This window comes from Aquimarina sediminis (assembly GCF_002895435.1).
GTDB lineage: Bacteria > Bacteroidota > Bacteroidia > Flavobacteriales > Flavobacteriaceae > Aquimarina > Aquimarina sediminis.
Genome location: NZ_POYJ01000001.1, coordinates 682,771 through 708,593, shown reverse-complemented (window position 1 = coordinate 708,593; position 25,823 = coordinate 682,771). Strand labels below are relative to the sequence as shown.

The following is a 25,823-nucleotide window of genomic DNA, read 5'->3' as shown; positions in this document are numbered from 1 at the left end:
TGTTTGCGCCACGATTCCTCAATCTTTTTCTCATTTTCCCGCGATCACTTTGCTGCCACTGGATTTGTCACTTACCAAACCAGAAAATCACAGACCTCAATTCCGTTATATTTTCGTGATTAGCCTTAAAAAAGCGATTTTCTAGCACGTTTTGCTCCGAAACCTCCATTTTCGTGGTTTTTTCATCGCTTTTTTACTTTGAATCAATCACAAGCTCTTGCAAAAAGTAACATTCCGTAGGGGAGTAGCTTGTCAGTTTAGGGTTTAGATTGCGTGTTGATTTTCAGAGCTAGAGTATGCCCCTTAACGTGTTTGTATATGGTTTGTTGCGTGGTTTAAGCACATAATTTAGCAAATAAATCACAGATAGAAAGTCTGCGAAGACTTTCGTAAGTAAGCTATAACTAGCAATAAATTATATACGGTGTTACCCACAGTTTATTTTTTTATTTAATTTCCAATTATCACTAACGGTTTTAAATGCACAAGGGGTTTCTCTCATCCATTGTGTTTCAAAACAATGTTCGTCAGTTATATCTTCTTCTGCCCTTTGACATTGAGCGTAAAGAGAACATATTGTATCATCATTATAATCTAGTACTCTTTCAATAACAATACTTTGACCCAAAAGGTCAAGGAATTCTAAAGCAGGATTGTCCTCATTTCCATCTTTAGAACCTAGTGGATAAAATTCATATCCTGAAATCGTTCTTATATGTGGAATACCATAAAAATCAATTAGGGCTTTTAGTTTTTCGTTATTATCTATTTCTGAATATAACAATTCTAATAGAGGTGAAGAGTTTGTTTTGACTGATTGAATAATGTTTTCAAACATCTTTTCAAAATGATGTAATTCTGCATAAATTGAACCAGTCAGAGTTTCTTTAAACTCATTAATAGTGGAAAGTAGAAAATCTTGAATAGATATTTTATTTCCTTTATGTTCAATCCATCGTTCAACTATATATTTTTGGTAAATTTCTAACCCATTCAATTTAGGTTCTGTTCTTACTTCTATTAATAATTCGTATAGTGTTAATGCACTATTTTGAGAGTTTAAAGCTAGAATACATAATGCTATTAATTTTCTCTTATCCTCTAATAATTCTGGATTTAGAATTTCACAAAGTAATTCTACACCTTTATAAGGAAAAGTCGGATGATTAACTTCATCGTCATAATTTAATTGACACAATCTAGCCATTCCTTCCTTTACACTTAAATTTCCTAATTCAATAGTTTCTATAACTTTCTCTCCTTTTACCAAATCGAAATTCACCATTTTATATGGTCTGTCATTGTCCATATAATCTTTTAGATAGACTTTTATTTTTTCGTATTCAGGACTAAAGGACTTTTTTGTTCCGTAATATCTATCAAAGACCGATTTTCCTTTTAAAATTCCATTACTAAATGGTATGTCCTCAATCGGAACAGTTAGCTCTTTAGATTCGCTTATATGTCTTTTAACTTGGTAGAGATAATGGAAATAGAAAATACTATTTTTTAATCCAAAAATGGTGGTTATGTTTTGAAGATAATGAGTGTATTCGTGAACAAACGTACCCAAATCATTTTTCTGCAAATTTTGAAATTCAATATCAAATTCTCCATTAAGGAAAATAGAGAAGAAATGAGGTTTATAAAATCCTCTTAATTCGTATTCATTATCGTTCATTTTTCAAATTGTGGGTAACAATGTTATATAAGCACTAAGGTAACTATATATTCAAATATTAAGAAATATAGTTACCTAAATGACTATATTCTTGAGAATATAATTATAACCAACAAAAAAGCGAGATAACATTGTCTCGCTTCGGTAAATATTTACAACTTTGTGATCTTAAAAAGATTCTATTTACTCCAAAAATCCCATATAGGTTTTCTGGAGTATAGGTGATGAACTTCTTGCAAGTAAGTATTCATTATTCGTGGTTTATGGTTTAGTATCTTTTCTATTGTATCGGTATTAGGTTCTTTGTTTTTGAGGGCTAATTCATCAAGTTCTATGATATGATTTGCCAACCATTTTGGGAGTTTTGCACGTTTTGTTAAGTTTATAAAAAACTCCTCTTTAGTAATATTTATATATTCAATTTTACTCTTGGTAACATGTGATAGTCGCTCTGCCATGTCCTGATTTGTAATGGCTTCGGGACCAGAGAGGACTATCGACTCCCCATTTAATGGCTCTTGAGATATTAAGTAATGTACAGCTACTTCTGCAACATCTCGGCAGTCGATATAATTTCTTGAGGCAGTACCCATAGTACCAAATATTTTACCAAAACGCCTGATTGTAAAAGTGTTTCGCTCCCAATTTTGCATAAATGAATGTGGTCGTAAACAACAATAGTCGATTTTGCTTTTTGCCAAATGCTCTTCAATTTCTTTATGCCAGTTACTAACTTTGATTTTAATGTTAGAAGGGGAGATAGGAGCGGATAGTTTAACAATACGGCTAACTCCCATCTCTTGTGCTGCATTGATGATATTGATTTCATTTTGAACCTGATCAGGAGAAGTTCCTGTTAATAAAAAGAGAGCGTCGGCTTTTAGACACGCATGTTTAAGCTGTTTCTCGGATTTTAAGTCAGCACTAATATAACTTAGGTTTTCTGATTTTGTATCTAGCTGAATTGGATATTCTCTATCAGGATTTCTAATTACACCTCTGAGGTTACAATTCTGCTTATTAAGTTGGTGCATTACTTCTGATCCTACTGTACCTGTACACCCAAAGACGACAATGGTTGGTTTTATAGTATTCATAATTCTTTTGTTGTTATTATTGATATTGGTTGTCTCCAGGTTGTTATTGCTGATCCTAGAATAGATGATAAAAGAATATTAAAAGATTCTGAGTGTAGAGAGGTAATCTCAATTATAATTAGTGATAGACAAACTGTTATTAATGATAAAAGTAATGTCCTAATTAATCTATTTACAGGGAAAAACTGAAATTTTTCCATTGTATAAAGGAGTGAGTATGCTAATAAAGCAGCCAAAAGCGAAGGAATAGCAATTGTAGTATAGCTTGCTTGCATTAATTGAATGTTATCCATAATCCATCCGGAAACCCAGGACATACCAGAAGGGAATATATATGAAGGTATAATAGCAAAAAGAAAAGCCTTGATATTAAAATTATTCAATTTTGAAATTTTGTTTTTCATAATATTGTTGTAAAACAATTAATATTAAGTAGTTAGAGTTGACTAGCGAAAGGGATTAAATTTAATACCAAATGTGACATAAGGTTTTGATTTTGAATTAAAATCATAGATAGTATTTTCATTAGCGTCCTGTAATTCGTAATTCTCGTATACCGAATGTAGACCTCTTATCATTAGCCCGAAGTTATTGGTTAACCAATAATTGTATTCTAAACCAGCAGAAATTGATGTGAATACGGCATTACTGGCTTCAATATTGTCATTATTCAAGTAAATTGGAGTATTTATATGAGCAGAAAAATCATTAAGATCTCCTAGTAATTTTAAAGAGTGTCTGTTATTTAGATTATATTTTACATATGTATTAGGTATTCCTATAGCAAAAGATAATTTATCATTTACTTTCCCCATTAAGTTTATAGTGGGGTTGATTGTTGTTTTACCTGCCAAAGAAAGATACCCAACTCCAACGGTTAATTTGTAGTACTTGTTAGCTTTTTTTTGGTTAAATTTCTTTTGAAGAAAAAGAATTCCATTGAATTTAAAATCATCTGCCTTTATGTTCCCATCCAGATTTGATAGCACGTGGGGCATTGCCAGGGCGTTTATCGACCAATTTTCAGAAATCTTATATTGTATTAATAGGCTATAATTAATGTTATAAAACTGCTCTATTTTTTTTGTTAATTCAGGAGGGCTAGTATCATATTTAAAATTATGATAATCTAACCCAACGGTATTGTATAAGGTTATGTTAGATACTTTGATAGGAGGAAGACCTAACCTGATATTTGCTTTTTGATACGAAAACTGATCATCTTTTTGTATCGATGGAGTATAATGCATATAAAAAACATCTCTATCCTCATCTAAAACAAATACTTCTCCGTTTACCTGACTAGAGATTTTGGATATAAAAAGGAGTGAAAGCAATAAAAAACTTTTTCTGACCATAATTTTAGGTTTAAAATTTATACAAAGATCAGTAGTATATTCACTCTCAAAATTGCCAAATGACAATAAATGGTATTATCAATGATGTGTTATAATCAGGATAGATTGGTTAGTTATTAAGAAGAAGCTGTTAAGAATAATACCCAAAAAGAGATACTAAAAAGGAGTGTAAATTTATTTACATATTTCTTTTCTAATTCTACTTAATGAAGACGGGGTAATACCCAAAAAAAGGGATAAATCCTTTAGAGGTACTCTATTGATAAGGTCAGACCTTTTGAGAAGATCTAAATACCGTTCTTTTGCTGTAAGTGATTGAAAATTATGAATACCAAAGAGTACACTGATAAAGGCATCTTCCCAAACCAGCCTTCCAAATTTTTGCCAAAAAGGGAAGCGATCATAAAGCTCTTCCATTTTTTGATATGTAATTGTGTACAGAATAGTATCTTCTATTGTCCGGATATAAGAATCAGAACGCTCTCTTGTTTTTATTTTTGAAATATCTGTGATTAACTCATTTTCAAAAGCAAAATACCTTGTTGATTGAATGTTGTTTTTTAAGTCATATATGATCAGCCCTCCAGAATCTATAAAATAGTAATCTGTAACCAATTGTTTCTCTTTTAAAACGAATTGCCCTTTTGGGATTTCTCGTTTTTTAAAAAAGGATAGTACGATTTCTAATTCCTTTTCGGTTATAGTTATATAACTATTAATGTAATTGGTTAATTTTTCCAATTCTTTTTGAAATTTTTATTTTGCTTGTAAATAATAAGACCTATATGTACTACTGTTGTTTTGAGGTTAAGTATTACATTATTTCTTTAAGTGGTTTTAAGAATGTGTATTCTTATCAAATGTAATAGTTTTATGGCTAATTTTTATAGTTAATTAGAAGGATAAATAGTATTATTATTGTTAAAAAAATAAAGTACAAATTCTACGAAAGATTTGTACTTTATTAGATGTTAATTTTTGATATATGATTGGATGTTGAAGCTTTATTTTACTAACGGATTTACAAATTCTTCTAATCTATCAAAAACAGAACCCCAACCATTCATAATACCCATTTTTTCTTGCTGTTTGCAATATTCTTCTGTTGGATGAACAACATTAAAAGTAAAATTGGTTTTATCGCCATTTTTTTCGAATAATGCTTGAATTTCTACACCCTCTGTCATAGGTCTGAAATTAGCAGAAGAGCATATCTTTTTGAGTTCAACAATCTGTAAGTATTCTCCATCAGAAATGAATTCATTACCGTCAGGCATTAACATAGTGTACTTCCATTTTCCGCCTACTCTAAAATCATGCTCTATTACTTTGGTTTCCATTCCTTTTGGTCCCCACCAGTTAGCAATATGCTCGGGTTGCGTCCAAGCTTCCCATACTAATTCTATTGGAGCATTAAAGGTTCTCTCTAAGGTTACTGTTCGATTGTCTGGTTTACTCATTTTCTTTGTTTTTTGTTTGTAATTTGGTTAAATAATTCTCAAAAGAGTCTAATTTTTCTTCCCATAATTCTCGGTATTGATCAATCCATAAAAAGGCAGGAATTAGGTTTTTGGGTTGAATTTGACAATAACGTTCTCTGCCTTGCTTATTAATGATAATTATGCCACATTCTTTCAAAATTTTTAAATGCTTCGAAATAGCAGGGCGGCTAACATCAAATTTTTCTGCTACAGTATTTACGGTTAATGTTTCATTGGACAATAACTGTATAATGTCTCTTCTGACTGGATCTGCTATTGCTTGAAAAACATCTCTTCTCATTATTTTAAGTAACTGATTGGTTACAAATATAAATGTAATCATTTGGTTACGCAAATGTTTTGTATAGATATTTGCAGACTAGTAAATTTGCATTGATTATTTTGTTTTGAAGATAAGAGGGAAAATAGTCTAATGACTCAAAAGACATACAAAAAAATACTGCCTGAGTACTTAGATCTCTTTTGTACAAATGGGTTCTTTGATTTTACGACCTCTTATTAAAAGCCAGAGCATAAAAATCACTTCTCCTAAAAAAGTGATAGAAACAAGCTCTACATTAATGTTGGGAAACAAAAATGGTTGCAATGTAACAATCAAATAGCCGCAGCCAGCAATTGTTAAAAGAACGCCTAACAATTTGGGAATATAACTAGCTTTTAGAACAAGATAGCCTAACAAAATTAGATATATGCTAAACAAGAAAAAGCCTATAGACATAGTAAGTTTGTACTCTTCATATGCCATTTTGATCTGAGCATAAAATTGTTGGTTTCCGAAAATATCTAAATATTCTGGTGTAGTTACGAGTTTATATAGTTTGAACATATATACTAATGCCACAATTGAAATAATTGCAAATATCAATCTAAACCATGCAATAAGTAGACTAAGTGATTTATTTACAGGCAAAAGAAGAATATATACTGTCCAGGCAATTATAATATCACCAATAGCGGTAATTAGATAACAAAATACGGCACTTAAAAATAATGTTTTATGATCAAGAATATTTTGAGCAGTTTCTTTAGGTTGATCCAGAATCAGAAGTTTTGGATACACAAAAAATTCGGCATAAGGAGCAATTATAATAATGATTAATGAAACAACGCCCGTAATTAATGCCGCTTGATGAAGAGGTATGTCTTTGGTTAGATTTGTCATATTAATTATTACTTTTAATTTGTGAGATAAAAATGTGGCACAAGAATAAAGGCTCGCTCATTATATTGATGACGAATAACAGCCATTTTTGTTACAAAAGAATAAGTGTGATAACCTGCACAATTTGTTTTACACAGTGATATAGCGCTACAAAAGGTGGATTAATAATATGAAACCGAAGGGTTAATTTATTTACTCGAACAAATCAGAACTAAGATATCGATCCCCTCTATCACAGATTATGGCGACCAAGACACCACTTTTTAAGGTTTCCGCAAGTTTGAGTGCCGCAGCGACACAACCGCCACTACTCATACCAGAAAAAACACCTTCTTCTTTTGCAAGTCGTTTTGTCATAGTTGTTGCTTCTTCCTGACTTACCTCAATTACTTGGTCAACTTTTTTGGGGTCAAAGATTTTTGGTAAATATTCTTTAGGCCATTTACGAATTCCTGGGATACTGGACTCATCGGTAGGTTGTACTCCCACAATTTGTACTTGTTTTGATTGTTCTTTTAGGTAGGTCGAAGTCCCTATTATAGTACCAGTTGTTCCCATAGCAGATACAAAATGAGTAATTTTACCTTGAGTATCTCTCCATATTTCGGGGGCGGTCGTTTTATAATGTGCTCGCCAGTTATCATCATTCGCAAACTGATTGAGCATTACATACCCTTCATTATTTACTTTAGCTTCTGCATAGTCACGAGCACCTTCAATTCCTACATCTGTAGAGGTTAAGGTAACTTTTGCACCATAAGCCCTCATTGTTTGTACGCGTTCTTTAGTAGAATTTTCCGGCATTACTAGTTCTATATCTAACTTAAAAATTCCTGCTATCATAGCTAGAGCAATACCTGTATTACCACTTGTTGCTTCAATAAGTTTGGTGTTTTGGTCGATATCACCACGATCTAGGGCTGATTTTATCATATTAAATGCAGCGCGATCTTTTACACTACCACCCGGGTTGTGCCCTTCGAGTTTTAGGTATAAAGTAATATTAGGATTATTGACTAGGGAAGAAGCCTTTACCAAAGGCGTATTTCCGATAAGGTCTAAAATGCTATGTGACATTAAATAACTTTTTTGATCTTGATTTCTGAAGTGTTTGAGATGATTGAATTTTCGGAAACCGAAGAGGTTATCCATGCATTACCACCAATTGTGCTATTAGCACCTATTATAGTGTTACCACCCAAGATAGTTGCATTAGCATAGATGGTTACATTATCTTCTACGGTTGGGTGTCGTTTTACATTACGTAATTTTCTGTCTACATATAAACCACCAAGGGTAACTCCTTGATATATTTTTACATTATCTTTTATAATTACAGTTTCACCTATTACAATACCTGTAGCGTGATCAATAAAAAATGATTCACCGATTTCTGCTCCCGGATTAATATCAGTACCTGTTAATCTATGGGAGTATTCTGTCATTAACCTAGGCACCATGGGTAAACCAAATTTTAGTAGCTCATGACTTAATCTATAGATTGCAATAGCATAAAATCCGGGATATGCCATGTAGATTTCCTCAATAGAATTAGCCGCGGGATCACTTTTTAAAAATGCTTGGGCATCCAGATTTAGTTTTTCTAAAATATTGGGTAATTTTTCCAAATAAGACTGCCAAAGCTTACTGCATGGTCTTTCTGTCTCCCAACATGCTAAATCTACAAGCTCTTCAAAAGTTTTTTCTAGAAGATCGATATTTTTTGAAACCTCTGTATCGGTATCAAATAATGTATAAAAAAGTAAATTTGTAAAATACTCTGTTCTTTCTTTTAGTTTTAGCTTAAGGTTAGGATTCTTTTTTTGTTCTTCAATCCTAGCAATAATCTGATCTCTTTCCTTACTCATTTTGGTTTTTTTGAAAACTCTAGTAAATATATAGAATAAAGAATATAAAAGTCTTATTTAACTACAAATCCTTACATTTTTAAAATAATAATAACAGTATGACGGTATAATTTGATTTATTTTATAAAATTCAGTTAAACTTGTGATTGAAATAGTGAAATTTAACTATTTGTTTAAGTATTATTAAAAAATAACACTACTAATACCTCTTTTGATTTATGAATTGTGTCACAAAAAAGTGAGGTAATTTTTGTACCTATAAGCTGATAATTGTCATGAATTTTTAGAGAGTTTGATTCTATATTTGATAAAGAATTTAATCCTAAATAGAATGAAAAAAAGAACTCCCGTTTCCAAGATTATGACTTCCGATGTAATTACTTTAAACCAAACAAATGGTTTAGAAACTGCGGAAATGCTATTTAAAGAAAATAATATTCGTCATATCCCCGTAGTGAGTGGTGATGCTATTATTGGTATGTTAAGTTACACAGATTTACTTCGTATAAGTTTTGCTGATGCTGTAGATGAAAGTGAACATGATGTTGATACTGTAGTATATGAAATGTTTACGATTGAACAAGTAATGGCGAAAAACCTAGTGAGTGTTAGCTCTGATACTACGATTAAAGAAGTAGCTGAAATATTATCAAAAAAAGAATTTCATGCATTGCCGGTAATTGATGATGGTCAATTGGTTGGTATAGTAACAACTACTGACTTAATAAATTATCTATTAGAGCAGTATTAATTAGAAATCAATGATTAAAGAAAAAAGCAGGATGTTTTATTACTTCCTGTTTTTTTTTGGTTTTTTGGTCAAATAAAACATGATTTTGAAAATAGATTTCTAAACCTTTATTGGTTTAATCAATAGAGTAGAGTGTTTTCCTTAAAGTTTAGTTAAACTATAAATGAGAAACCATATTTTAGTATTTTTAAGATCAAAGTATATTTTATGAGTACTATACCAAAAGTTGCGTTCGATTTTCTAAAGGATTTAAAAAATAATAATCATAGAGATTGGATGACAGAACACAAAAAGAGATATCTAAGCAATGAAAAGAGCTTAAAAAATTTTTATACTCTAATTGCTGAGCGGCTAAATGAAAAAGATGAGATAGAAAAAACCAAAGTATTCAGAATTAATCGAGATGTTCGATTTAGTAAGGATAAAACACCTTATAATGTTCACCGCAGCGTAAGTTTTAGTAGGGCAGGAGCACATAGAAGAGGCGGTTATTATCTTCGTTTAGAGCCAGGTAACTCTCTTATGGCAGGTGGGTTTTTTAGCCCGGAACCAGCTGATTTATTGCGTATCAGAAAAGAATTTGAAATGGATGATCAGGAAATAAGAGAGATACTTTCAAATCCTGATTTTAAAAATGCTTTTGGTGGTTTTAATCAAGAGTATCAGGTAAAAACGGCACCAAAAGGCTTTAGTAAAGACCATTCTGCTATTGATTTAATTAAGAACAAATCTTTTTTTGTACAACATAGTTTTACAGATAAGGAAGTTTTTGCTTCCGATTTTTTAGATAAAGTAGTTTACCATTATGAGTTATTAAGACCGTTTTTTGATTATATGAGTGATGTGCTTACTACAGATCTTAATGGGGTATCACTAATAGAATAAGTAATATGTAGTTATCCTTCTAAAGCATTAAAAGTGGGGATTTTTATGATTGTGCTAACTCCTTTTTGATTGGAGTTGGTATCAAAAATAAACTCAAAATTATTACCATATAGAGTATATAACCTTTCTTTAATATTTTTTATTCCAAGACCCTGATTAATTTTAGTTTTTTCTAATGGCTTTCCATTGTTTTTAATTAAAATGATTAACCATTTATGTTCGCTATAAATTTGTATACTAATTTTTAGATCTGTACTGTTGTATGAATATCCGTGTTTTAAAGAATTTTCTATAATAGGTTGTATGAGCATAGTAGGAATCAGTATATCATGTACATTATTTTCTATTACAGTATTGATAGCCAAGTGATCAGAAAAGCGTGTTTTCATTATATCGATATATTTACTAAGTACTTGTATTTCTTTATGTACAGGGATTAAGTTAGAATCTTTTAGCATTAAAACCTCTCTTAATAAATCTCCTAAGTTGACTATCATGTCTTGTGCCTTTTTTTGATCTTCTTTTATTAGAGCAGAAATACTATTGAGTGTGTTAAACAAAAAATGGGGGTTTAATTGGGACTTAAGAGCTTCCATTTTAATATTTGTAAGCTGTTCGGATAATAAAGCTTTTTGTATTTCGGTTTTAGCATTTCTATTGATATAATAGTAAGAATAGATAATACTTACAAAGCCAACATACCCCAAAAAGTGCAAATTAGAATCAGATATGATTCTAATAACTCCTGGTCTGCTAAATAATTCAAAGGAAACACCTCTTGTAATGTTTATATAAGTATATCCTATAACGTAGATATAAAGGCCAAAGAGTAAAGAAAACAAAAAATGAACACTGATAATATACCTCCACCTATATCCTTTGTTGATCATTATCTTTGTAGCGATAAGGATAAGTACTATTATCGGAGGAACGATGATTGAGTTGCCTATTATAGTGTCTAGTGTAATTTCTCTCCAAGATACATCGGTAAACGGCTTTACATCATACAATTTTAATAATACCCCTTTTGATATAAACACTATATGGTACATTGCCACATATCCTAGTAGTAGCGTAAACAGTTTTTTGTCTAAATACTTTTTCACTTTATAATCCCATTTTAATCAAAAATTCTTTTTTATAACTTCTACTCACTCTAAGCTGTTTGAGATCTTTCATTCTTACATTAATCTCTCCACGATTAAAATTGATCAATTCTTTAACACATTCTATATTTATAATTGTAGACCGATGTATTCTTATAAATTCGTTATCATCTAATTTGTTTAGGAGATTATACATTGACTCACGAAGTACATATTTTGTCGTATCAGTATATATATCTACATAATAATTAGAGGCTATTATGTATTGAATATTCTCTGGACAAACGAAAAGAGTCTTGTTTCCCAAAGAAACAGGTATTTTTCTTTTATGAGAAGAGTGTGTTTTTGGTGATTTTACATGGTTTAATAGAGCGTTTATTTTCTTTTCCAGAACAGCTGCCTCATCTTTTTTGAGACTATCAATAGCTTTATATACAGATTTATAAAACCGTTCTTCTTTATAAGGTTTCAGTAAATAATCGAAAGCAAAAAAATCAAATGCTTTTATTGCAAAAGAATCAAAAGCACTAACAAATATTATCAAAGGAGTTTTAAAAGTAATATTTTCTAAGACGTCAAAACCTGTCATATCTTTGAGTTTAATATCTAAAAATATTAGATCGGGAGACATTTCATTTATCATTGATATAGCTTGTTTACCTGTTTTACAATGCCCTACTACTTCGATTTCAGAAATACTTTCCAGTAAGTTTGCAATTAATTTTCTTGCCAGAGGTTCATCGTCTATGATTAGAGTTGAAATATTCATAAGTGATTGTGTTGTACTAAATTATTTGCTGATGATTGTAGTACAATGTATATAAAAAAAACTGTAAATGTTACTTGTATGGTATGCTAGCAATGGTATGATGTGTTGTTTACATCATAGAAACAACGATTTACTTCATAGTCTAAACAGAATACTTCAAAAAAATAATAGAGGGTAAATTAATATATATATTTAATCTATCCCGACCATACTCACTTATAAGATAGTAAGATAATTAGTCAATTAACACACAAAAACTATACACGATGAAAACAATTTACTTTTTTTTATTTATGCTACTATCAATTGTAGGATATTCTCAGACGGTAACTACAATTTTAGATTCGCCAACAGAGGATATAGATGATGCTTTGGCTCTCGACTCTCAAGGGAATTTGTATGGATCTAATTTTGCAGGAGATACGGTTTATAAGATAACTCCCTCAGGAGAGGTAAGTGCATTTGTAACTGGGTTAAGCAATCCTAATGGATTGGCTTTTGATTCAGAAGATAATCTTTTTGTGGTAGAATATACAGGAGCAGCCATACGTAAATATGATAAGGACGGTACTCTTTTAAATACATTTTCTGTTGGTGATTTCCCATCGGGAATAATAAAAGCGTTTCGTAGTGACAATATGATTTTTACACATGCAGATTTTAGTGATCCAGAGAATAATAGCGTAAATGAATTGTTGCCAGATGGAACAACAAGGGAACTGTACCAGGGGGCACCATTAAATGTTCCTGTTGGATTAACATTTGACCATAGGGGAGTACTTTATGTAGGAAATTATTTGGATAGAAAGATATATAGCTTGACACCAAACCAAAGTGAATTAAAGTACATAGCCACCGTTCCTGATTCTGGTACCAATGCTCCTTTTTTAGCGTTTATAGCCTATGCCAGAGGTGCTCTGTATGGAACAGTATATGGAGAACATAAGATATATAAGATACACCCAAGAATTACCGATCGAGTAGAAATATTTGCAGGAAGTTCTGCCGGTAGCATGGATGGTGATATTTCTGAAGCTACTTTTTCTTACCCTTCGGGGATTATTGCAAATAGAAATGCAAGTGCACTTTATATTTCAGAATTTAGTGGACTTGGTAATGTTAGAAAAATATCACTTAGAAGAAAGAAATGTAATCTAGCTATTAAGCTCAAGGCATACCCAAATCCAGCTTCAGAATTAGTAAATATTGCCGTAGAACTATCTGAAGAAAGTAATTTTAATATTAAAATCGAATCTCTGTTTGGTGGAAATGTAGTTTTTGAAAGTCAGGAAGCTTATAACGGTGAAGATTTCTTAAAAACAGTTTCAGTAGAGAATTGGTCACCTGGTTTTTATAGAATTCTAATTTCTGAAAGAAGTTGCAGGAAATCTAAACTATTAATTGTAAGATAAAAGTGTGTGAAACATAAAAGGTTGATGTATTTTAAAACCAACCTTTTATGTTTTGAAAAAGTTGATTTCTTAAATCTGACTCATTCCTCCATCAACTTCTAACTCTATACCATTGATAAAAGAGGCATCATCTGATGCTAAAAATAAAGCTGATTTTGCAACCTCTTCAGAGGTCCCAAAGCGACCCAGTGGTACACGTTTGGCAAAGCCTTTTCCCATTTCTTCAGAGACATCTTTTGGTAATCCCATTTTGTCAAATATAGGAGTTACTATAGGTCCTGGTGCAATCGAATTAACTCGTATTTTTCTCGATTTTACTTCTGATGTTAGTACTCGTTGATACGCTCTAAGAGCACCCTTGGTTGCAGAATATACTCCAAGTCCGTCAAAACCTCGTTGCGTTACTACAGAATTATTAAAAAGGATAGTTCCCTCGTCATTCATATGTGGTAATGCTTCTTTAATTGCCAATATTGGTCCTTTTACATTTATATTAAACACTTCGTTATAGTGTTTTTCTGTAATTTCATCAGTTGGGGTAGGGCGTAAGACGACTCCAGCATTCAAAAACAAAATATCAATTTTACCATATTTTTCTATCGTTTCTCGAATTAATTTTTTGTTATCTTCTGCTCTGGATACATCTGCAGTGACGGTTATAAAATCTCCTTTAAGTGATGCTGCTACTTCGTTTAATGCATTTGCACGTCTACCGGAGAGTACAACTTTGGCACCTTCTCTTAGGTATAACTTTGCTGTTGCTAATCCAATACCGCTGTTAGCACCTGTAATTACTGCTACTTTGTTGTGTAATTTTTTCATCCTATTGTTTTTTGGTTAATGAAATATATATGAAGCAATTGTTTTCAAGTATGTAAGCAATAGATGACGATCCATTAATTGATATTACTCTATTCAAATAATAGAATTATGTATTGAGTTTAGTGCAGAATGTATTAAGGCACTTTTATAAAAAACTACTACCAATAGATATATACATCTACTAAGGTTATTGGCGATGTTGATTATGTTACGAAGCCAGGGTGTATATTTTTTGAGGTGTACCCTTAGGCTATCTATTATGGTTATTTTGTAATCATAGGTGATACTATAAAATAGTATAGTTACTAACCATATCTGGCATTATTACTTGGAAGAAATTTTTATTAAATTCTACGATTCATAATGACAATTTTCCTCACACAGTATATAGCATTTAGGGAAACATATACTATAGAGAGTATTTATCTCTAAAATTTTGTAAAAACCCGTATTTTATTTATAAAAAACTGGTTTTTAGGAGATAATATACAAATAATGAATCTGTTATGCAAGAATTCAGCTATACGCAAAAAAGGAGGGTATTTCTATTATTGTAGATTGTGGTACCAAAATACATGAATATGTTGAAAGAAAGAGATAGCATATTTAAAAGGGTCGATCATATATGATCGACCCTTTATAAGTTATTGTATTAGTTTTAGATTTGACTTAATCCACCATCAATTTCTAGTTCTACACCATTAATGTAGGATGCATCATCGGATGCCAGGAACAGTGCGGATTTTGCAATTTCTTCAGAAGTACCAAAACGACCAAGGGGTACTTGTTGAGCAAAACCTTTTCCCATTTCTTCTACAACATCTTGCGGAAGTCCCATTTTGCCATAAATAGGGGTGTCAATAGGACCTGGAGCAATTGAGTTTACTCTTATTTTTCTAGATTTTAGTTCTGAAGTTAAAACTCTTTGATATGCTCTTAATGCTCCTTTTGTTGCAGAATAAACGCCCAATCCATCAAAACCTTTTTGAGTAACAATAGAATTTGTAAACAATATTGTTCCTCCATCATTGATGTGAGGTAAAGCTTCTTTGGTAGCTAGAATGGGTCCCTTTACATTAGTATCAAATAATGTATCATAGTGCTCTTCTGATATATCATGGGCAGGAGAGACTGGGGCGATACCTGCATTAAGAAATAAAATATCAATTTTCCCATATTTGTCAGTAGTTTCTTCAATTAACCTTGCGTTATCCCTCGGAACAGAAACATCAGCTTGTACAGTTATAAAATCGCCTTCTAACTTGTTAGCAACTTCGTCTAGTGCTTCCTGACGTCTACCAGAAAGAACTACTTTGGCTCCTTCTTCTAGGTATAATTTGGCTGTTGCTAGTCCTATTCCGCTATTTGCTCCTGTAATAACAACTACTTTGTTTTGTAATTTTTTCATTTTATTATTTTAATAGTTATACATTTTATTTGAAACAATCGTTTCAAAATAGATTAAAAAAAATTAGTACAGTACTTTCAGTATTGTACGTATAAGAGTGTTAAGATCTTCTTTGTTTTTGTTTAAGATTCCGATCATTCTAAATCCTTGAATCGACGCAAATAGATATAAGGCATATTGATTCGCGGTTTGTTCTTGGTTAAATATCTTTTCCATTTGCCCTTTGGTAACAATATCTTCAAGCATAGCAATCATTCTATCCTGATTTTTTTCCATAAATGATTTAATAGAAGGCTCTTGATTTACCATTTCTGACTTGCAATTAATAACTAAACATCCTTTTCGGTCATTATCTGTTACAATTTCATTGAGATGTAATTCAAAAATAGTTTCAATTGCTTCTGTGGCATTATATGATTGAGCTATCCCTTGACTAAAGTTATGACTATGAATGGATTGATAGTGGGAAAGAACCTCAAGAAACATATTCAATTTACTACCAAAAGAATTATAAATACTAGAACGATTTAGAGAAGTGGCATCAACCAAATCTTGCATAGATGTACCGTTATATCCCTTTTTATGGAATATTTCTGTGGCTTTTTGCAAAACCTGATTTCTATTAAATGTTTCTACTTTTGGCATGTTTTATTGAAATGAACGTTTCAAAATTAATGAATTAATAAATAGATATTGTTATCAAAATCATAAAATTTACAATACCAGTTTCATCATCACATCGGTCTGAATATCTGTACCCAGTGTAAATTGGTGTTTGTCAAAGGATTTAAATCCATTTCTTTCATAAAATTTTATTGCTCCAGGATTCTTCTCCCAGACTCCAAGCCAGATGAATTCTACAGCATTTTCTTTGGCTATATCCAAAGTTTTTTGAAATAGTAATTGCCCAATTTTCTTTCCTTGATGTTCTTTTACAACATATATACGTTCTATTTCTAAGGCATTTCCTTTAACTAACTCTGTTTGCGCATCATTTGAGTTTATTTTTATATATCCAGCTATTTGCTTATTGATCAATGCAAAATAGAATTTAGAATTTGGATTTTGAAGCTCTTTGGTAATAGTATCTATAGTGAATTTCTCATTTAGGTAACCATTAATGTCTTCTTCGGTATTATGTGGTGGACCAAAAGCATCATAAAATGTTTGACGTCCTATTTCTAATAAAGATTTACATTTATCTATGGTTACTTCCTCAATTTTAACATCCATGAAACATATATTATATAACTCTCCTTACCCTTTTAGGAGTTATTACAAATTACAAAATTATTGGAATTGTCGTTGGCATAGATTGTTAAAAAGGTTTATGGGAACTAAAACAATATTTATAGTCCTTCAAAATATAAATAACTAATTGAAAATGTAAGATATTTTGGTTTAGGAAAAAATATAGAATCTCATTATTGTTAGGTGTGGTATTTGTTTTGATCTTTATAGGAGCTGAGGGTCAGATTAATAGTCATGCTCCTTGTATTAAAGATTGGTATTCAATTAGTTTTATAAAGATAAAAAAAGGTTTGACCATACTTTAGTCAAACCCTTAAAGTTATTAGTAATAATGTGTCCTTAAACAATACGCTTGATCACTCTTAGCTTATGTGTGTGTGTACGTTTCTCGGTGTTATAAATCCCAGTATGGTCTATACGATCTACACGTACTTTGCCATGTGCATGTATAATATAATTATTCTGCATCATGATACCAACATGTGTAATTATACCTTCTTCATTATCAAAAAATGCCAAATCACCAGGTTCGCTTTCTTCAATAAAACTCAATGGGTCGCCTTGCGTTGCTTGTTGAGATGCATCACGCAATAATTTATAACCGTTTAGTTTGTAAACCATTTGAGTAAACCCACTACAATCAATACCAAAGTTTGTTTTACCACCCCATAAGTATGGAGCATTAAGAAACAAAAAAGCCGTATCAATAATATTACTTTTGGCTTGTATTTCTGTAATTCTGGTACCTTCATACTGATGTTTAAAGAAGTCCAGTGCGATTAAAGAAGCTCCTAATGGAATCGGCATGAGTTGACCATCTTCACAATTTATAAACTCAACCATATCCGCAACCAAGTTAGGAGATGACTGATTATCAAAACTCTTATAATCTTCTTCGGTTATTTCTAAGTATTGTTTATTGTCGATCCAACCTTCATAATTATCAAAAGCTAATCGAATTTTACTCCATTTTTTACGTTGCTCCAGGACTTTAAAATGTTCACCATAAAGTACCTGAGAAACCATTTCACTGGGGTCTCTGGGCTCAAAACGTAATGGAACAATACTTAGATTACAAATACCGTATTGCATGTAATGATTTTAATTATAATTTCTCAATAATGTATTAGGCACGTTCGATTACCATGGCAGATGCACCACCACCGCCATTACAGATTGCTGCAGCGCCTATTTTGGCATCATTTTGTTCTAATACATTGATTAAAGTAATTAATATTCGCACACCAGAGCATCCTAGTGGGTGACCTAAAGAAACGGCACCTCCATTTACATTGGTGTTAGAATCATTAAGTCCAAGGATTTTTAAGTTTGCTAATCCAACAACAGAAAACGCTTCATTAAATTCAAAGAAATCTACATCATCAATAGAGATTCCAGCTTTTTCTATTGCTTTAGGTAAAGCTTTTGCTGGAGCGGTGGTAAACCATTTTGGTTCTTGCGCAGCATCTGCATAGCTTACTATTTTGGCAAGTGGTTTCAAACCAAGTTCTGTAGCTTTTTCTGCACTCATTACGATAACAGCACCTGCACCATCATTTATCGTAGAAGCATTTGCAGCAGTAACAGTTCCTTCTTTTGAAAAGGCTGGGCGCAAAGCAGGTATTTTTTCCATTTTTACGTTTTTGTACTCTTCATCTTCTGTAACCATAACAGGTTCGCCTCTACGTTGTGGTACAGCAACAGGCACTACTTCATTATTAAATTTACCTTCTGCCCATGCTTTTGCAGAACGCTCATAAGATTGGATAGCAAAAGCATCCTGATCTTCGCGACTAAAATCATGCTCTGTAGCACAAAGATCAGCACAAACGCCCATAGCATTATGGTCATAAGCATCTACTAATCCATCTTTTTGCATACCATCTTCAAAAGTCTGAGGACCAAATTTATGCCCTGCTCTTAGTCTTACATAATGTGGTATAAGACTCATGTTTTCCATACCTCCAGCTACTACAATATCTGCATCACCTAATGCAATTGCTTGTGCAGCATGCATAACTGCTTTCATACCACTAGCACATACCTTATTAACAGTGGTACAAGGAACCGTATCGTTGATTCCAGCTGCTAATGCAGCTTGTCTTGCTGGTGCCTGCCCGTTTCCTGCTTGTACTACATTACCCATAAATACCTCCTGTACAAGAGAAGGATCCAGATTTATTTTATCTAATGCACCTTTTATAGCAGTTGCCCCTAATTGAACAGCAGGAACGGTAGATAGACTACCCATAAAACTTCCAATCGGTGTACGCACTGCAGATACGATTACTACTTCTTTACTCATTATTTATGTTTTAATATATGTGTGTATTGTTATTCTGCGAATTTAGTGATTTTTAAAGGATATGCATAGCGAAGTTACTAACAAGAAACTGAATTTCATACCGACTTATTTTTATTACTTTTGAGTAATTTTATTAGAATACTACTTGTAAGATAGGCAAGAGCAGAGTTCAAAATTAACTTTTGTGAATTATAAGAAGAGATTTTTGAATGACGATGAGTCCTGCCATGAGATTACAAGTATTGTTAAATTTTAATCAATAGAATTGGTATTGATTAAAAAAAAGAGAATTTATGAAACGGTTTTTGAATAGATTGTATAAAAAACAATCCTCTATATATAGAATTTTTCTTTTTATATGCACTACTGCACTTATTGTGTATTTATTTCCTAAAGGAGGAATCTTTAAGTATGAATTTACAAAAGGGAAACCTTGGCAATATGAAAACTTGTATGCGCCCTTTGATTTTGCAATTGCAAAGACCGATGTAGAAATTGAGGAAGAGAAGAAGCGGATTAAGGATAATGTGATACCTTATTTTGAGTATGATTCTATTATTGCTAATACTGCCAAAGATGCTTATGATAACGCATTTGCCAATTATTTAAAATTTCTTAATCAAAGTAGCTCTCGTGACCAGGCAAAGCTTTTTGGAAGAATCTTACTTAATGATATTTATAGATATGGAGTTTTGCAGGAAACATACTCTTATGATGATAAAAGGCAAATATTTTTAAATAAAGGAAACACCGCAGAGGCTATTGTCTATAGGCAAATTTTGACTCCTAACGCGCTTACAAGAACAATCAACACGAGAATTGATAAAAGTGAATATGCTAAGTTTAAAAGCGATTTTGTAGCATTGTTTTATGATTTGGTAAAACCCAATGTGAGATTAAATGAGAAACTTACAGAAGGAACATTGGAGATCGAGTTAGAAAAAGTTCTTACAACCAGAGGAGGCGTTTCTAAAGGAAGTAGAATTATTGCAAAAGGAGAGGTGGTAGAAGGAGATAAGTTGCAAATACTAAATTCTTTAAAGGCAGAGTATGAATCGCAGGTATGGAGCGATAAAAATTTTTACTGGATTGTATTAGGGTACTGTCTTTTGGTTTCTTTGGCATTGATGATGCTTTTGTTATTTATCAGAAAATACAGACCAGATATATATGATAATAACACTCAGGTAACCTTTATATTTTTTAATGTACTTTTTTTGGTACTAATAACCACCTTAGTGGTTAAGTATAGATCGGATTATATATATGTGGTTCCCTTGTGTATACTTCCTCTTATATTGAAAGCCTTTTTTGATTCTAGACTTGGATTGTTTACCCATGTAATCACAGTATTGATTCTGGGGTTTGTAGTGCCTAATAGTTATGAATATACATTTTTGCAGATTATCGCAGGAATTGTTACAATATTAACAATTTCGGAATCTTTTAAAAGAGCAAATTTATTTATTTCGGTAGGTCAAATCACTGGGATTTATATTCTTGCATATATTGCTTTTCATGTTATACATGAAGGAAGCATAAGTAATATAGATTGGGTAACGGTAGGATTGTTTGTAATTAGTGGATTTGCTACATTAATAGTACATCCGTTAATTTATGCTTACGAAAAGATTTTTGGTTTAATCTCTGATGTGTCGCTATTAGAGCTTAGTGATACCAATTCTGCATTGCTTAAGGATTTATCAAATAAGGCACCAGGAACATTTCATCATTCTCTTAATGTGGCAAATATAGCCGAGGCTGCAGCCAATGAAATAGGAGCCAATGCGATGTTAGTTAGAGTAGGGGCATTATATCACGATATTGGTAAGATGGCAAACCCTACCTATTTTACAGAAAATCAATCTGCCTCAGGTAATGCGCATGATGTGTTGTCTCCAAAAGAAAGTGCAAAAATTATCATCAATCATGTCATTCGTGGTATTGAAATAGCCAAAAAGCATAATTTACCAGATCGGGTAATTGATTTTATAAGAACCCATCATGGGACTAGTACAGTTTACTATTTTTATAGTAAAGAAAAAGAATCTAATGAAAATGTGAATATTGAAGATTTTCAGTATCCCGGACCCAAGCCTTTTTCAAAAGAAACAGCTATTTTAATGATGAGTGATAGTGTAGAGGCTGCCTCAAAAAGTCTTAAAAATCCAACAAGTAGTTTGATAGATTCTTTTGTCGAAAAAATTGTAAGCAAGCAGATGGATGATAATCAGTTTCTGAATGCTAATATTACTTTCAAAGAAATCCAACAGATCAAAAAAGTTTTTAAACGTAAACTAACTAATATTTACCATCTTAGAATAGAGTATCCTGAGTAAGTATCTGGTGTCTTTAATACACTAATGCTCAAATGTATTATACTAATGTATATGTCAATTACATGAGTGTAGGTGTTCTTTGCAGTGATGTAGATGCTCTTTGCAGCGATGTAGAAGCTTTTTGTAATTATAAAGAGTTGATTTTATGAATAATATGTTTGCTTTTCGAAAGGGTTAGATATTTGTTACAAGTATTGATTTGAAAAATAGAAATTTTATTTACTCTCAAAATAATCCCAAGCAAGCTTAGCTATTTCTGCAATTATTTTTTGATTGGTTTCGTTGTTTTCCATAGAATCACTGACTAAAACACTTAAATAAAAGTGTGTGCCGTTTGGTAAGAAAATGATTCCAATATCATTTAACGCTCCCGTTAACCCTTTCTTGTTTTTTCCAGAATGCCCTGTTTTATGGGCGACTATTGCTTCTGCTGGTAAAAGCCCTCTAATACTTTTTTTGCCTGTTTTGGTTTCTTTTAGTACATTAATAATAAAATCATAGCTTTTAGGGCTCAGTAGATCATCATTTTCAAAAACTAGTTGCAAAATCTTATTTGCTGCCTTGGCAGTAGTCCAATTTTCATACTGCCGATCCCATTCAGCTTGCATTTTAAATTCTGTATGAATAATAGCAATGTCTTTAATTCCAATTTCATTTATATAAGATTGTACTGCTTCAGTTCCTCCTAAGAGTTTGAAGAGTACATCGCACCCCAGGTTATCACTTAAAGAAACTGTATATGTAAGCAATTCTTCTAATGATATTCTTGCTCCGTTAGGATATTTTTTACGAAGTGGACTCCACAGATGACTATAAGAGTCAACCAACTTCTGATCAATAGTTATCTTTTCATCTAGATTAAATTTTCCTTGATCAATTTGATGGAGTACAGCCAATGCTAAATGAAATTTGTAAACGCTTTGCATTGGTAGATGCATATCTCCATGTATAGAAATCGTGTCATTTGGATTACTGCTGGTAATAGCTACTCCAACAGTAGTAGATTTTCCTTCTAGTACTTGGTTGATTTTTTGTCGAAGTGTATTGATAGACTGCGATCTCGAAGAGATAAAAGTCAATAGAAATATTGAGACGAATAAGAGTGTTTTTTTTGACATCAATTTTTTAATTTTACGAACCTTACCCAATTTTGTGTACTATCTTAGTTTGTTATAGGTAAAGAAGGTGAATATATTTTAAATTTTTCTTTTCTCAGTAATAAAGCACCAGCCAGAACTTCTATAAATTCAAAAGCTAAGAAATTAACTTGAGTTGGGCTCAAAGAACCAACCATTATACTTCCCACAATACGAAATACAATAAATGACCCAATAATGGTAGTTGCCAGAAGTGCCGAATATATCCAGGTACGACTAAAGTATTGTAACAATACACAAGCAACACCTATTCCTGTCATTAATCCTGTGTATATGAGAATAAAGGCGATTTCTCCATCTGAATTAATCGTGGTTAAGTCAATTCGTTTTAGTTTAGCAGGAACATCAAATAAAACAGAAAGCCCTGATATTAAAAAATAAATCGCCATTAAGCTGGCAAATATGTATCCTAGTTTTCTTTTCATACCAGATTTTATGTATAATGGGTAATTTCTTGGCTATGAAACATATCCTATGCCGAATTATTTCTAGCCATTGTTCTGATTAATCTTTAGTTTAAAATTGTGTCATAATGTTCGGTTCCTATATTATCATTAGCCCAATCATCTTGCTCTTTAACAACCTGACTTAAAGTTTTTCCAGATAAATTCATGTATGTCAATAATAGTTCAGATACCTTTTTGCCATTTATTAAAATTATTGGAAGTTTATCATCTTTAATCTCCGCTTGAGCGTGCGATGTAAAAGTATTTAGAGTAACAACAACTCCTATATAGCCTCTTGTCATTCTTGAAGCCACTCTGGTTAGTTTTTCCCCTGAAATAGAATTTTTATACCTTTTTGATTGACCAAGCACAATAATTGAAGTTTTTGAAAAATCATCATCTCCAATGTCCAAACGACCAACGTAATCGACACCACGATCACCTGATCCGACAGTAATCCAACCACGAAAGTATTTTTCAGAATTGAAATACAATTTAGTTATAAAGGAAGCCAAGGCTTCAAACCTAATTCCATCTTTAGTAGGATTAGGATAATGAATGTTTAGAAGTTCATTTATAATTTCCAAATTTCTTGTAGGCATCTCAGATTGCTCTTTTTCTGAGACAATTCGATATGACTTAATTTTTAGTCGATTTTTGGATAAAGTAGTATTTCCATTTTTAATCCAATCTTTCCAGCTTTTAGGAGCATGTTTTGAAATAGATTTATCACGCCTATCGTCAATCCATTTCCAATTAAATTTTTCCCCATCTTCAAATTTTAATAAAGTCACCTCAAATTGATAATTTGAAAACACCTTGTTGGTTGTTTTTTCATATTGCTGAACTAATTTGGGACTAACGTTGATTAATCCAAAACCAACAAATTCTCTAAAACCAGATTTGCCTTTGTAGTTAATGGTTTTCGTTATGATAATTGGAGGTGCTTTAAGCCTATCTTCAATTTCCTTAGAGGCATATAAATTAAGAATTGATAAAACAAGTTTGTTTCCAAAAGTTGAAGAGGCTGTTTTAGATGATTGATAATTATCTCCGTTATAAATAACTCTGCCTTCTTCTTGAAAAATTAAATCTCTCCAGGGAGTTTGGCTTTCATCTTCTTTAAATGGATTACTATGAAAATTTATAACCGGTGTTATTCCTCTAGATTGAGCAAAATAGGGCATGCCCTTAAACCTGTTTAGAGGTTTTTCAAACCTACCTCTAGTAAGAGTTCTCCAGGACTGAAATTCATCAGTTTCCTCTGTAGAAAATATTTGATTTAATTCAACTTTCATTCTTTAATTACCTGCAATGGTCTCGGCTATCATTTCATTGTGGACGTTTCCAACGGAAACTGTTAGTGCGAAATTTAGCTGTTGATTAGTACTTATATTTAGGTGAGGCATAAATCACAATGAATTATAGTTATTGTTGCGCCTAGTTGTATTTTAAATCTGCTTGATGTTTTTCCGAAAGACAAGGTTCTGCATATTCTAAAATTCCATCATTCTCATATTCCACCAGTAACTTTTGGATTTCAAAATAATTTACATTTTTCAAAATCTCCATAGAAAAGTACGATTCGTTAAGCCCCTCGGATGTACAATTCAATTCTTTAAATCGGTCTCGTATAATTTCTTTGTCAAATCCATCTTGGGTTATTATGACTAATACAATAGAATTTCCGGAGTGTTTGGTCGTTTTTTGATAAGTAAGCATTTGTTCCGATTCGTCAAATTCTGCATAGAATTCATCATCTGTCGCAATCAATGGACCATAAAATGGAATATTATCCAATTTGTATATTCCTTTGTTTTTATCAATTTCCTCTGCCCACATTGTTTCCACGGTCAATTCGTCCAAGATATTGCTATGGTATTTGAATAAAATCTTTTCGTATTTATTTTCTATTTCAGTCATTTTTCAATATTTTTCGGGTAAATACCTCTTTGAACATTGTCAATGATAACTGCCTCAATTTTAGTCAAATCTTTTTGTTCGTGATATTTTAATTCGCATCTAGGACATTCTGAATATTCTGATGACCAAGAAGAATTTGAGAGATGCATTTTTGTTCCACAAGAATTACAAATTGGTCTTAAGTCTTTTACGTTCCATTTTCCGTCCAAAACATTCTTTTCCCAATACCAACTCCATTCCATATTGTGTATTTTATCTTTATCGTACGAACTCCAATCAAATTCATTTTCGATAACCTCATCATCATTATTTCTCAAACTTAGGAGGTAAAGAATTAAAATTAATATGCTTAGAGCTAATAAAACTTGCCAGACAGTTAATTCAAACTCAAAGATATTCTTCCATATCCATTTTAATCCATCCCAAAACGTTGATAATATTGGTCTTGATTTAATCAAATCATAAATGGCTGTGAAAACGATTCCTACAAAACCACTAAAAATTGCAATTTTAGTGTCTTTTTTTGTCAATATTTACTTTTTTTAAATTTATACACAATACCAAAATATAAACACCATATA

At 31.9% G+C, this 25,823-nt stretch carries 27 protein-coding genes; 4 read left to right on the top strand and 23 right to left on the bottom strand.

Annotated elements, in window-relative coordinates:
- Nucleotides 1-427 precede the first annotated feature (427 nt).
- The 10 genes from C1X07_RS03145 to epsC all read right to left on the bottom strand — a co-directional run bounded on the left by C1X07_RS03145 (nt 428) and on the right by epsC (nt 8,668).
- The gene (locus tag C1X07_RS03145; RefSeq protein WP_103068501.1) at nt 428-1,681 is read right to left on the bottom strand and encodes a hypothetical protein; all 1,254 of its coding nucleotides are present in this window, start codon (nt 1,679-1,681) and stop codon (nt 428-430) included.
- A gap of 179 nt (nt 1,682-1,860) precedes the next feature.
- Nucleotides 1,861-2,778, bottom strand: coding sequence for an NmrA family NAD(P)-binding protein (locus C1X07_RS03140; protein ID WP_103068500.1), 918 nt, complete (start codon nt 2,776-2,778; stop codon nt 1,861-1,863).
- Nucleotides 2,775-3,182, bottom strand: coding sequence for a hypothetical protein (locus C1X07_RS03135; RefSeq protein ID WP_103068499.1), 408 nt, complete (start codon nt 3,180-3,182; stop codon nt 2,775-2,777). The genes C1X07_RS03140 and C1X07_RS03135 overlap by 4 nt, the downstream gene beginning before the upstream one ends.
- Nucleotides 3,183-3,224: 42 nt before the next feature.
- A complete protein-coding gene (locus tag C1X07_RS03130) occupies nt 3,225-4,136 on the bottom strand; it encodes a DUF6268 family outer membrane beta-barrel protein (protein ID WP_103068498.1) in 912 nt (303 codons plus the stop codon).
- 174 nt (nt 4,137-4,310) lie between these two features.
- On the bottom strand, nt 4,311-4,877 hold the full coding sequence (locus C1X07_RS03125) for a Crp/Fnr family transcriptional regulator (RefSeq protein WP_103068497.1): 567 nt from the start codon (nt 4,875-4,877) through the stop codon (nt 4,311-4,313).
- A gap of 263 nt (nt 4,878-5,140) precedes the next feature.
- Nucleotides 5,141-5,596, bottom strand: a complete 456-nt coding sequence (locus C1X07_RS03120) for an SRPBCC family protein (RefSeq protein ID WP_103068496.1) — start codon at nt 5,594-5,596, stop codon at nt 5,141-5,143.
- Nucleotides 5,589-5,960, bottom strand: a complete 372-nt coding sequence (locus tag C1X07_RS03115; RefSeq protein ID WP_241507178.1) for an ArsR/SmtB family transcription factor — start codon at nt 5,958-5,960, stop codon at nt 5,589-5,591. Before C1X07_RS03115 ends, C1X07_RS03120 begins: the two co-directional genes overlap by 8 nt.
- A gap of 129 nt (nt 5,961-6,089) precedes the next feature.
- Nucleotides 6,090-6,800: a DUF4386 domain-containing protein gene (locus C1X07_RS03110; RefSeq protein ID WP_103068495.1), complete on the bottom strand. Its 711-nt coding sequence runs from the start codon at nt 6,798-6,800 to the stop codon at nt 6,090-6,092.
- A gap of 192 nt (nt 6,801-6,992) precedes the next feature.
- Nucleotides 6,993-7,877: a cysteine synthase CysM gene (cysM, locus tag C1X07_RS03105; RefSeq protein ID WP_103068494.1), complete on the bottom strand. Its 885-nt coding sequence runs from the start codon at nt 7,875-7,877 to the stop codon at nt 6,993-6,995.
- Nucleotides 7,877-8,668: a serine O-acetyltransferase EpsC gene (epsC, locus tag C1X07_RS03100; RefSeq protein WP_103068493.1), complete on the bottom strand. Its 792-nt coding sequence runs from the start codon at nt 8,666-8,668 to the stop codon at nt 7,877-7,879. The genes cysM and epsC overlap by 1 nt, the downstream gene beginning before the upstream one ends.
- A 331-nt stretch (nt 8,669-8,999) precedes the next feature.
- On the opposite strand from epsC, the gene C1X07_RS03095 reads away from it, so the two are divergent.
- Both C1X07_RS03095 and C1X07_RS03090 read left to right on the top strand, forming a co-directional pair.
- Nucleotides 9,000-9,419 carry a CBS domain-containing protein gene (locus tag C1X07_RS03095; protein ID WP_103068492.1) on the top strand — a complete coding sequence of 140 codons (420 nt, stop codon included), beginning with the start codon at nt 9,000-9,002 and terminating at the stop codon, nt 9,417-9,419.
- A gap of 207 nt (nt 9,420-9,626) precedes the next feature.
- Nucleotides 9,627-10,304: a DUF2461 domain-containing protein gene (locus tag C1X07_RS03090; RefSeq protein ID WP_103068491.1), complete on the top strand. Its 678-nt coding sequence runs from the start codon at nt 9,627-9,629 to the stop codon at nt 10,302-10,304.
- Between the two features lie 11 nt (nt 10,305-10,315).
- Here C1X07_RS03090 and C1X07_RS03085 read toward each other — a convergent pair whose 3' ends face one another.
- Together C1X07_RS03085 and C1X07_RS03080 are read right to left on the bottom strand one after the other, a co-directional pair.
- Entirely contained in the window at nt 10,316-11,410 is a 1,095-nt protein-coding gene (locus C1X07_RS03085) for a sensor histidine kinase (protein WP_103068490.1), read from the bottom strand.
- A gap of 1 nt (nt 11,411) precedes the next feature.
- Nucleotides 11,412-12,179: a LytR/AlgR family response regulator transcription factor gene (locus tag C1X07_RS03080; protein WP_103068489.1), complete on the bottom strand. Its 768-nt coding sequence runs from the start codon at nt 12,177-12,179 to the stop codon at nt 11,412-11,414.
- Nucleotides 12,180-12,445: 266 nt separating this feature from the next.
- Here C1X07_RS03080 and C1X07_RS03075 point away from each other — a divergent pair, with 266 nt between their 5' ends.
- Nucleotides 12,446-13,591 (top strand): T9SS type A sorting domain-containing protein, encoded by a 1,146-nt coding sequence (locus C1X07_RS03075; protein ID WP_128755180.1) that lies wholly within the window; start codon nt 12,446-12,448, stop codon nt 13,589-13,591.
- A 69-nt stretch (nt 13,592-13,660) separates the two neighbouring features.
- Here the strand turns inward: C1X07_RS03075 and C1X07_RS03070 are convergent, their stop codons facing one another.
- From C1X07_RS03070 to C1X07_RS03045, 6 genes are all read right to left on the bottom strand, one after another.
- Nucleotides 13,661-14,413, bottom strand: a complete 753-nt coding sequence (locus tag C1X07_RS03070) for an SDR family NAD(P)-dependent oxidoreductase (RefSeq protein ID WP_103068487.1) — start codon at nt 14,411-14,413, stop codon at nt 13,661-13,663.
- A 658-nt stretch (nt 14,414-15,071) separates the two neighbouring features.
- On the bottom strand, nt 15,072-15,821 hold the full coding sequence (locus tag C1X07_RS03065; protein WP_103068486.1) for an SDR family NAD(P)-dependent oxidoreductase: 750 nt from the start codon (nt 15,819-15,821) through the stop codon (nt 15,072-15,074).
- Between the two features lie 63 nt (nt 15,822-15,884).
- Nucleotides 15,885-16,466: a TetR/AcrR family transcriptional regulator gene (locus C1X07_RS03060; protein ID WP_103068485.1), complete on the bottom strand. Its 582-nt coding sequence runs from the start codon at nt 16,464-16,466 to the stop codon at nt 15,885-15,887.
- Between the two features lie 69 nt (nt 16,467-16,535).
- On the bottom strand, nt 16,536-17,054 hold the full coding sequence (locus C1X07_RS03055) for a GNAT family N-acetyltransferase (protein ID WP_103068484.1): 519 nt from the start codon (nt 17,052-17,054) through the stop codon (nt 16,536-16,538).
- Between the two features lie 357 nt (nt 17,055-17,411).
- Nucleotides 17,412-18,164, bottom strand: a complete 753-nt coding sequence (locus tag C1X07_RS03050) for a C40 family peptidase (protein WP_103068483.1) — start codon at nt 18,162-18,164, stop codon at nt 17,412-17,414.
- Nucleotides 18,165-18,198: 34 nt separating this feature from the next.
- Nucleotides 18,199-19,377, bottom strand: coding sequence for an acetyl-CoA C-acyltransferase (locus C1X07_RS03045; protein ID WP_103068482.1), 1,179 nt, complete (start codon nt 19,375-19,377; stop codon nt 18,199-18,201).
- Nucleotides 19,378-19,670: 293 nt separating this feature from the next.
- Between C1X07_RS03045 and C1X07_RS03040 the strand changes: the two genes are divergently transcribed.
- A complete protein-coding gene (locus C1X07_RS03040) occupies nt 19,671-21,716 on the top strand; it encodes an HD family phosphohydrolase (protein ID WP_103068481.1) in 2,046 nt (681 codons plus the stop codon).
- 215 nt (nt 21,717-21,931) lie between these two features.
- On the opposite strand, the gene bla is transcribed toward C1X07_RS03040, so the two are convergent.
- The 5 genes from bla to C1X07_RS03015 form a co-directional block, all read right to left on the bottom strand.
- Entirely contained in the window at nt 21,932-22,834 is a 903-nt protein-coding gene (bla, locus tag C1X07_RS03035) for a class A beta-lactamase, subclass A2 (RefSeq protein WP_103068785.1), read from the bottom strand.
- 44 nt (nt 22,835-22,878) lie between these two features.
- The gene (locus C1X07_RS03030; protein WP_128755179.1) at nt 22,879-23,298 is read right to left on the bottom strand and encodes a hypothetical protein; all 420 of its coding nucleotides are present in this window, start codon (nt 23,296-23,298) and stop codon (nt 22,879-22,881) included.
- An 86-nt stretch (nt 23,299-23,384) separates the two neighbouring features.
- Entirely contained in the window at nt 23,385-24,617 is a 1,233-nt protein-coding gene (locus C1X07_RS03025) for a restriction endonuclease (protein WP_103068479.1), read from the bottom strand.
- 142 nt (nt 24,618-24,759) lie between these two features.
- The gene (locus C1X07_RS03020) at nt 24,760-25,242 is read right to left on the bottom strand and encodes a DUF4265 domain-containing protein (RefSeq protein ID WP_103068478.1); all 483 of its coding nucleotides are present in this window, start codon (nt 25,240-25,242) and stop codon (nt 24,760-24,762) included.
- A complete protein-coding gene (locus tag C1X07_RS03015) occupies nt 25,239-25,772 on the bottom strand; it encodes a hypothetical protein (RefSeq protein WP_103068477.1) in 534 nt (177 codons plus the stop codon). The genes C1X07_RS03020 and C1X07_RS03015 overlap by 4 nt, the downstream gene beginning before the upstream one ends.
- Between the last annotated feature and the right edge of the window lie 51 nt (nt 25,773-25,823).

Bases quoted from the DNA above. Each gene is read 5' to 3' on its own strand.
- C1X07_RS03135 (WP_103068499.1), bottom strand. From the start codon at position 3,182: ATGAAAAACAAAATTTCAAAATTGAATAATTTTAATATCAAGGCTTTT.
- C1X07_RS03075 (WP_128755180.1), top strand. From the start codon at position 12,446: ATGAAAACAATTTACTTTTTTTTATTTATGCTACTATCAATTGTAGGA.
- C1X07_RS03115 (WP_241507178.1), bottom strand. From the start codon at position 5,960: ATGATTACATTTATATTTGTAACCAATCAGTTACTTAAAATAATGAGA.
- C1X07_RS03145 (WP_103068501.1), bottom strand. From the start codon at position 1,681: ATGAACGATAATGAATACGAATTAAGAGGATTTTATAAACCTCATTTC.
- C1X07_RS03140 (WP_103068500.1), bottom strand. From the start codon at position 2,778: ATGAATACTATAAAACCAACCATTGTCGTCTTTGGGTGTACAGGTACA.
- C1X07_RS03030 (WP_128755179.1), bottom strand. From the start codon at position 23,298: ATGAAAAGAAAACTAGGATACATATTTGCCAGCTTAATGGCGATTTAT.
- C1X07_RS03095 (WP_103068492.1), top strand. From the start codon at position 9,000: ATGAAAAAAAGAACTCCCGTTTCCAAGATTATGACTTCCGATGTAATT.
- C1X07_RS03050 (WP_103068483.1), bottom strand. From the start codon at position 18,164: ATGCAATACGGTATTTGTAATCTAAGTATTGTTCCATTACGTTTTGAG.
- cysM (WP_103068494.1), bottom strand. From the start codon at position 7,877: ATGTCACATAGCATTTTAGACCTTATCGGAAATACGCCTTTGGTAAAG.
- C1X07_RS03025 (WP_103068479.1), bottom strand. From the start codon at position 24,617: ATGAAAGTTGAATTAAATCAAATATTTTCTACAGAGGAAACTGATGAA.
- C1X07_RS03070 (WP_103068487.1), bottom strand. From the start codon at position 14,413: ATGAAAAAATTACACAACAAAGTAGCAGTAATTACAGGTGCTAACAGC.
- C1X07_RS03120 (WP_103068496.1), bottom strand. From the start codon at position 5,596: ATGAGTAAACCAGACAATCGAACAGTAACCTTAGAGAGAACCTTTAAT.
- C1X07_RS03065 (WP_103068486.1), bottom strand. From the start codon at position 15,821: ATGAAAAAATTACAAAACAAAGTAGTTGTTATTACAGGAGCAAATAGC.
- C1X07_RS03055 (WP_103068484.1), bottom strand. From the start codon at position 17,054: ATGGATGTTAAAATTGAGGAAGTAACCATAGATAAATGTAAATCTTTA.
- C1X07_RS03060 (WP_103068485.1), bottom strand. From the start codon at position 16,466: ATGCCAAAAGTAGAAACATTTAATAGAAATCAGGTTTTGCAAAAAGCC.
- bla (WP_103068785.1), bottom strand. From the start codon at position 22,834: ATGTCAAAAAAAACACTCTTATTCGTCTCAATATTTCTATTGACTTTT.
- C1X07_RS03020 (WP_103068478.1), bottom strand. From the start codon at position 25,242: ATGACTGAAATAGAAAATAAATACGAAAAGATTTTATTCAAATACCAT.
- C1X07_RS03040 (WP_103068481.1), top strand. From the start codon at position 19,671: ATGAAACGGTTTTTGAATAGATTGTATAAAAAACAATCCTCTATATAT.
- epsC (WP_103068493.1), bottom strand. From the start codon at position 8,668: ATGAGTAAGGAAAGAGATCAGATTATTGCTAGGATTGAAGAACAAAAA.
- C1X07_RS03090 (WP_103068491.1), top strand. From the start codon at position 9,627: ATGAGTACTATACCAAAAGTTGCGTTCGATTTTCTAAAGGATTTAAAA.
- C1X07_RS03045 (WP_103068482.1), bottom strand. From the start codon at position 19,377: ATGAGTAAAGAAGTAGTAATCGTATCTGCAGTGCGTACACCGATTGGA.
- C1X07_RS03110 (WP_103068495.1), bottom strand. From the start codon at position 6,800: ATGACAAATCTAACCAAAGACATACCTCTTCATCAAGCGGCATTAATT.
- C1X07_RS03130 (WP_103068498.1), bottom strand. From the start codon at position 4,136: ATGGTCAGAAAAAGTTTTTTATTGCTTTCACTCCTTTTTATATCCAAA.
- C1X07_RS03080 (WP_103068489.1), bottom strand. From the start codon at position 12,179: ATGAATATTTCAACTCTAATCATAGACGATGAACCTCTGGCAAGAAAA.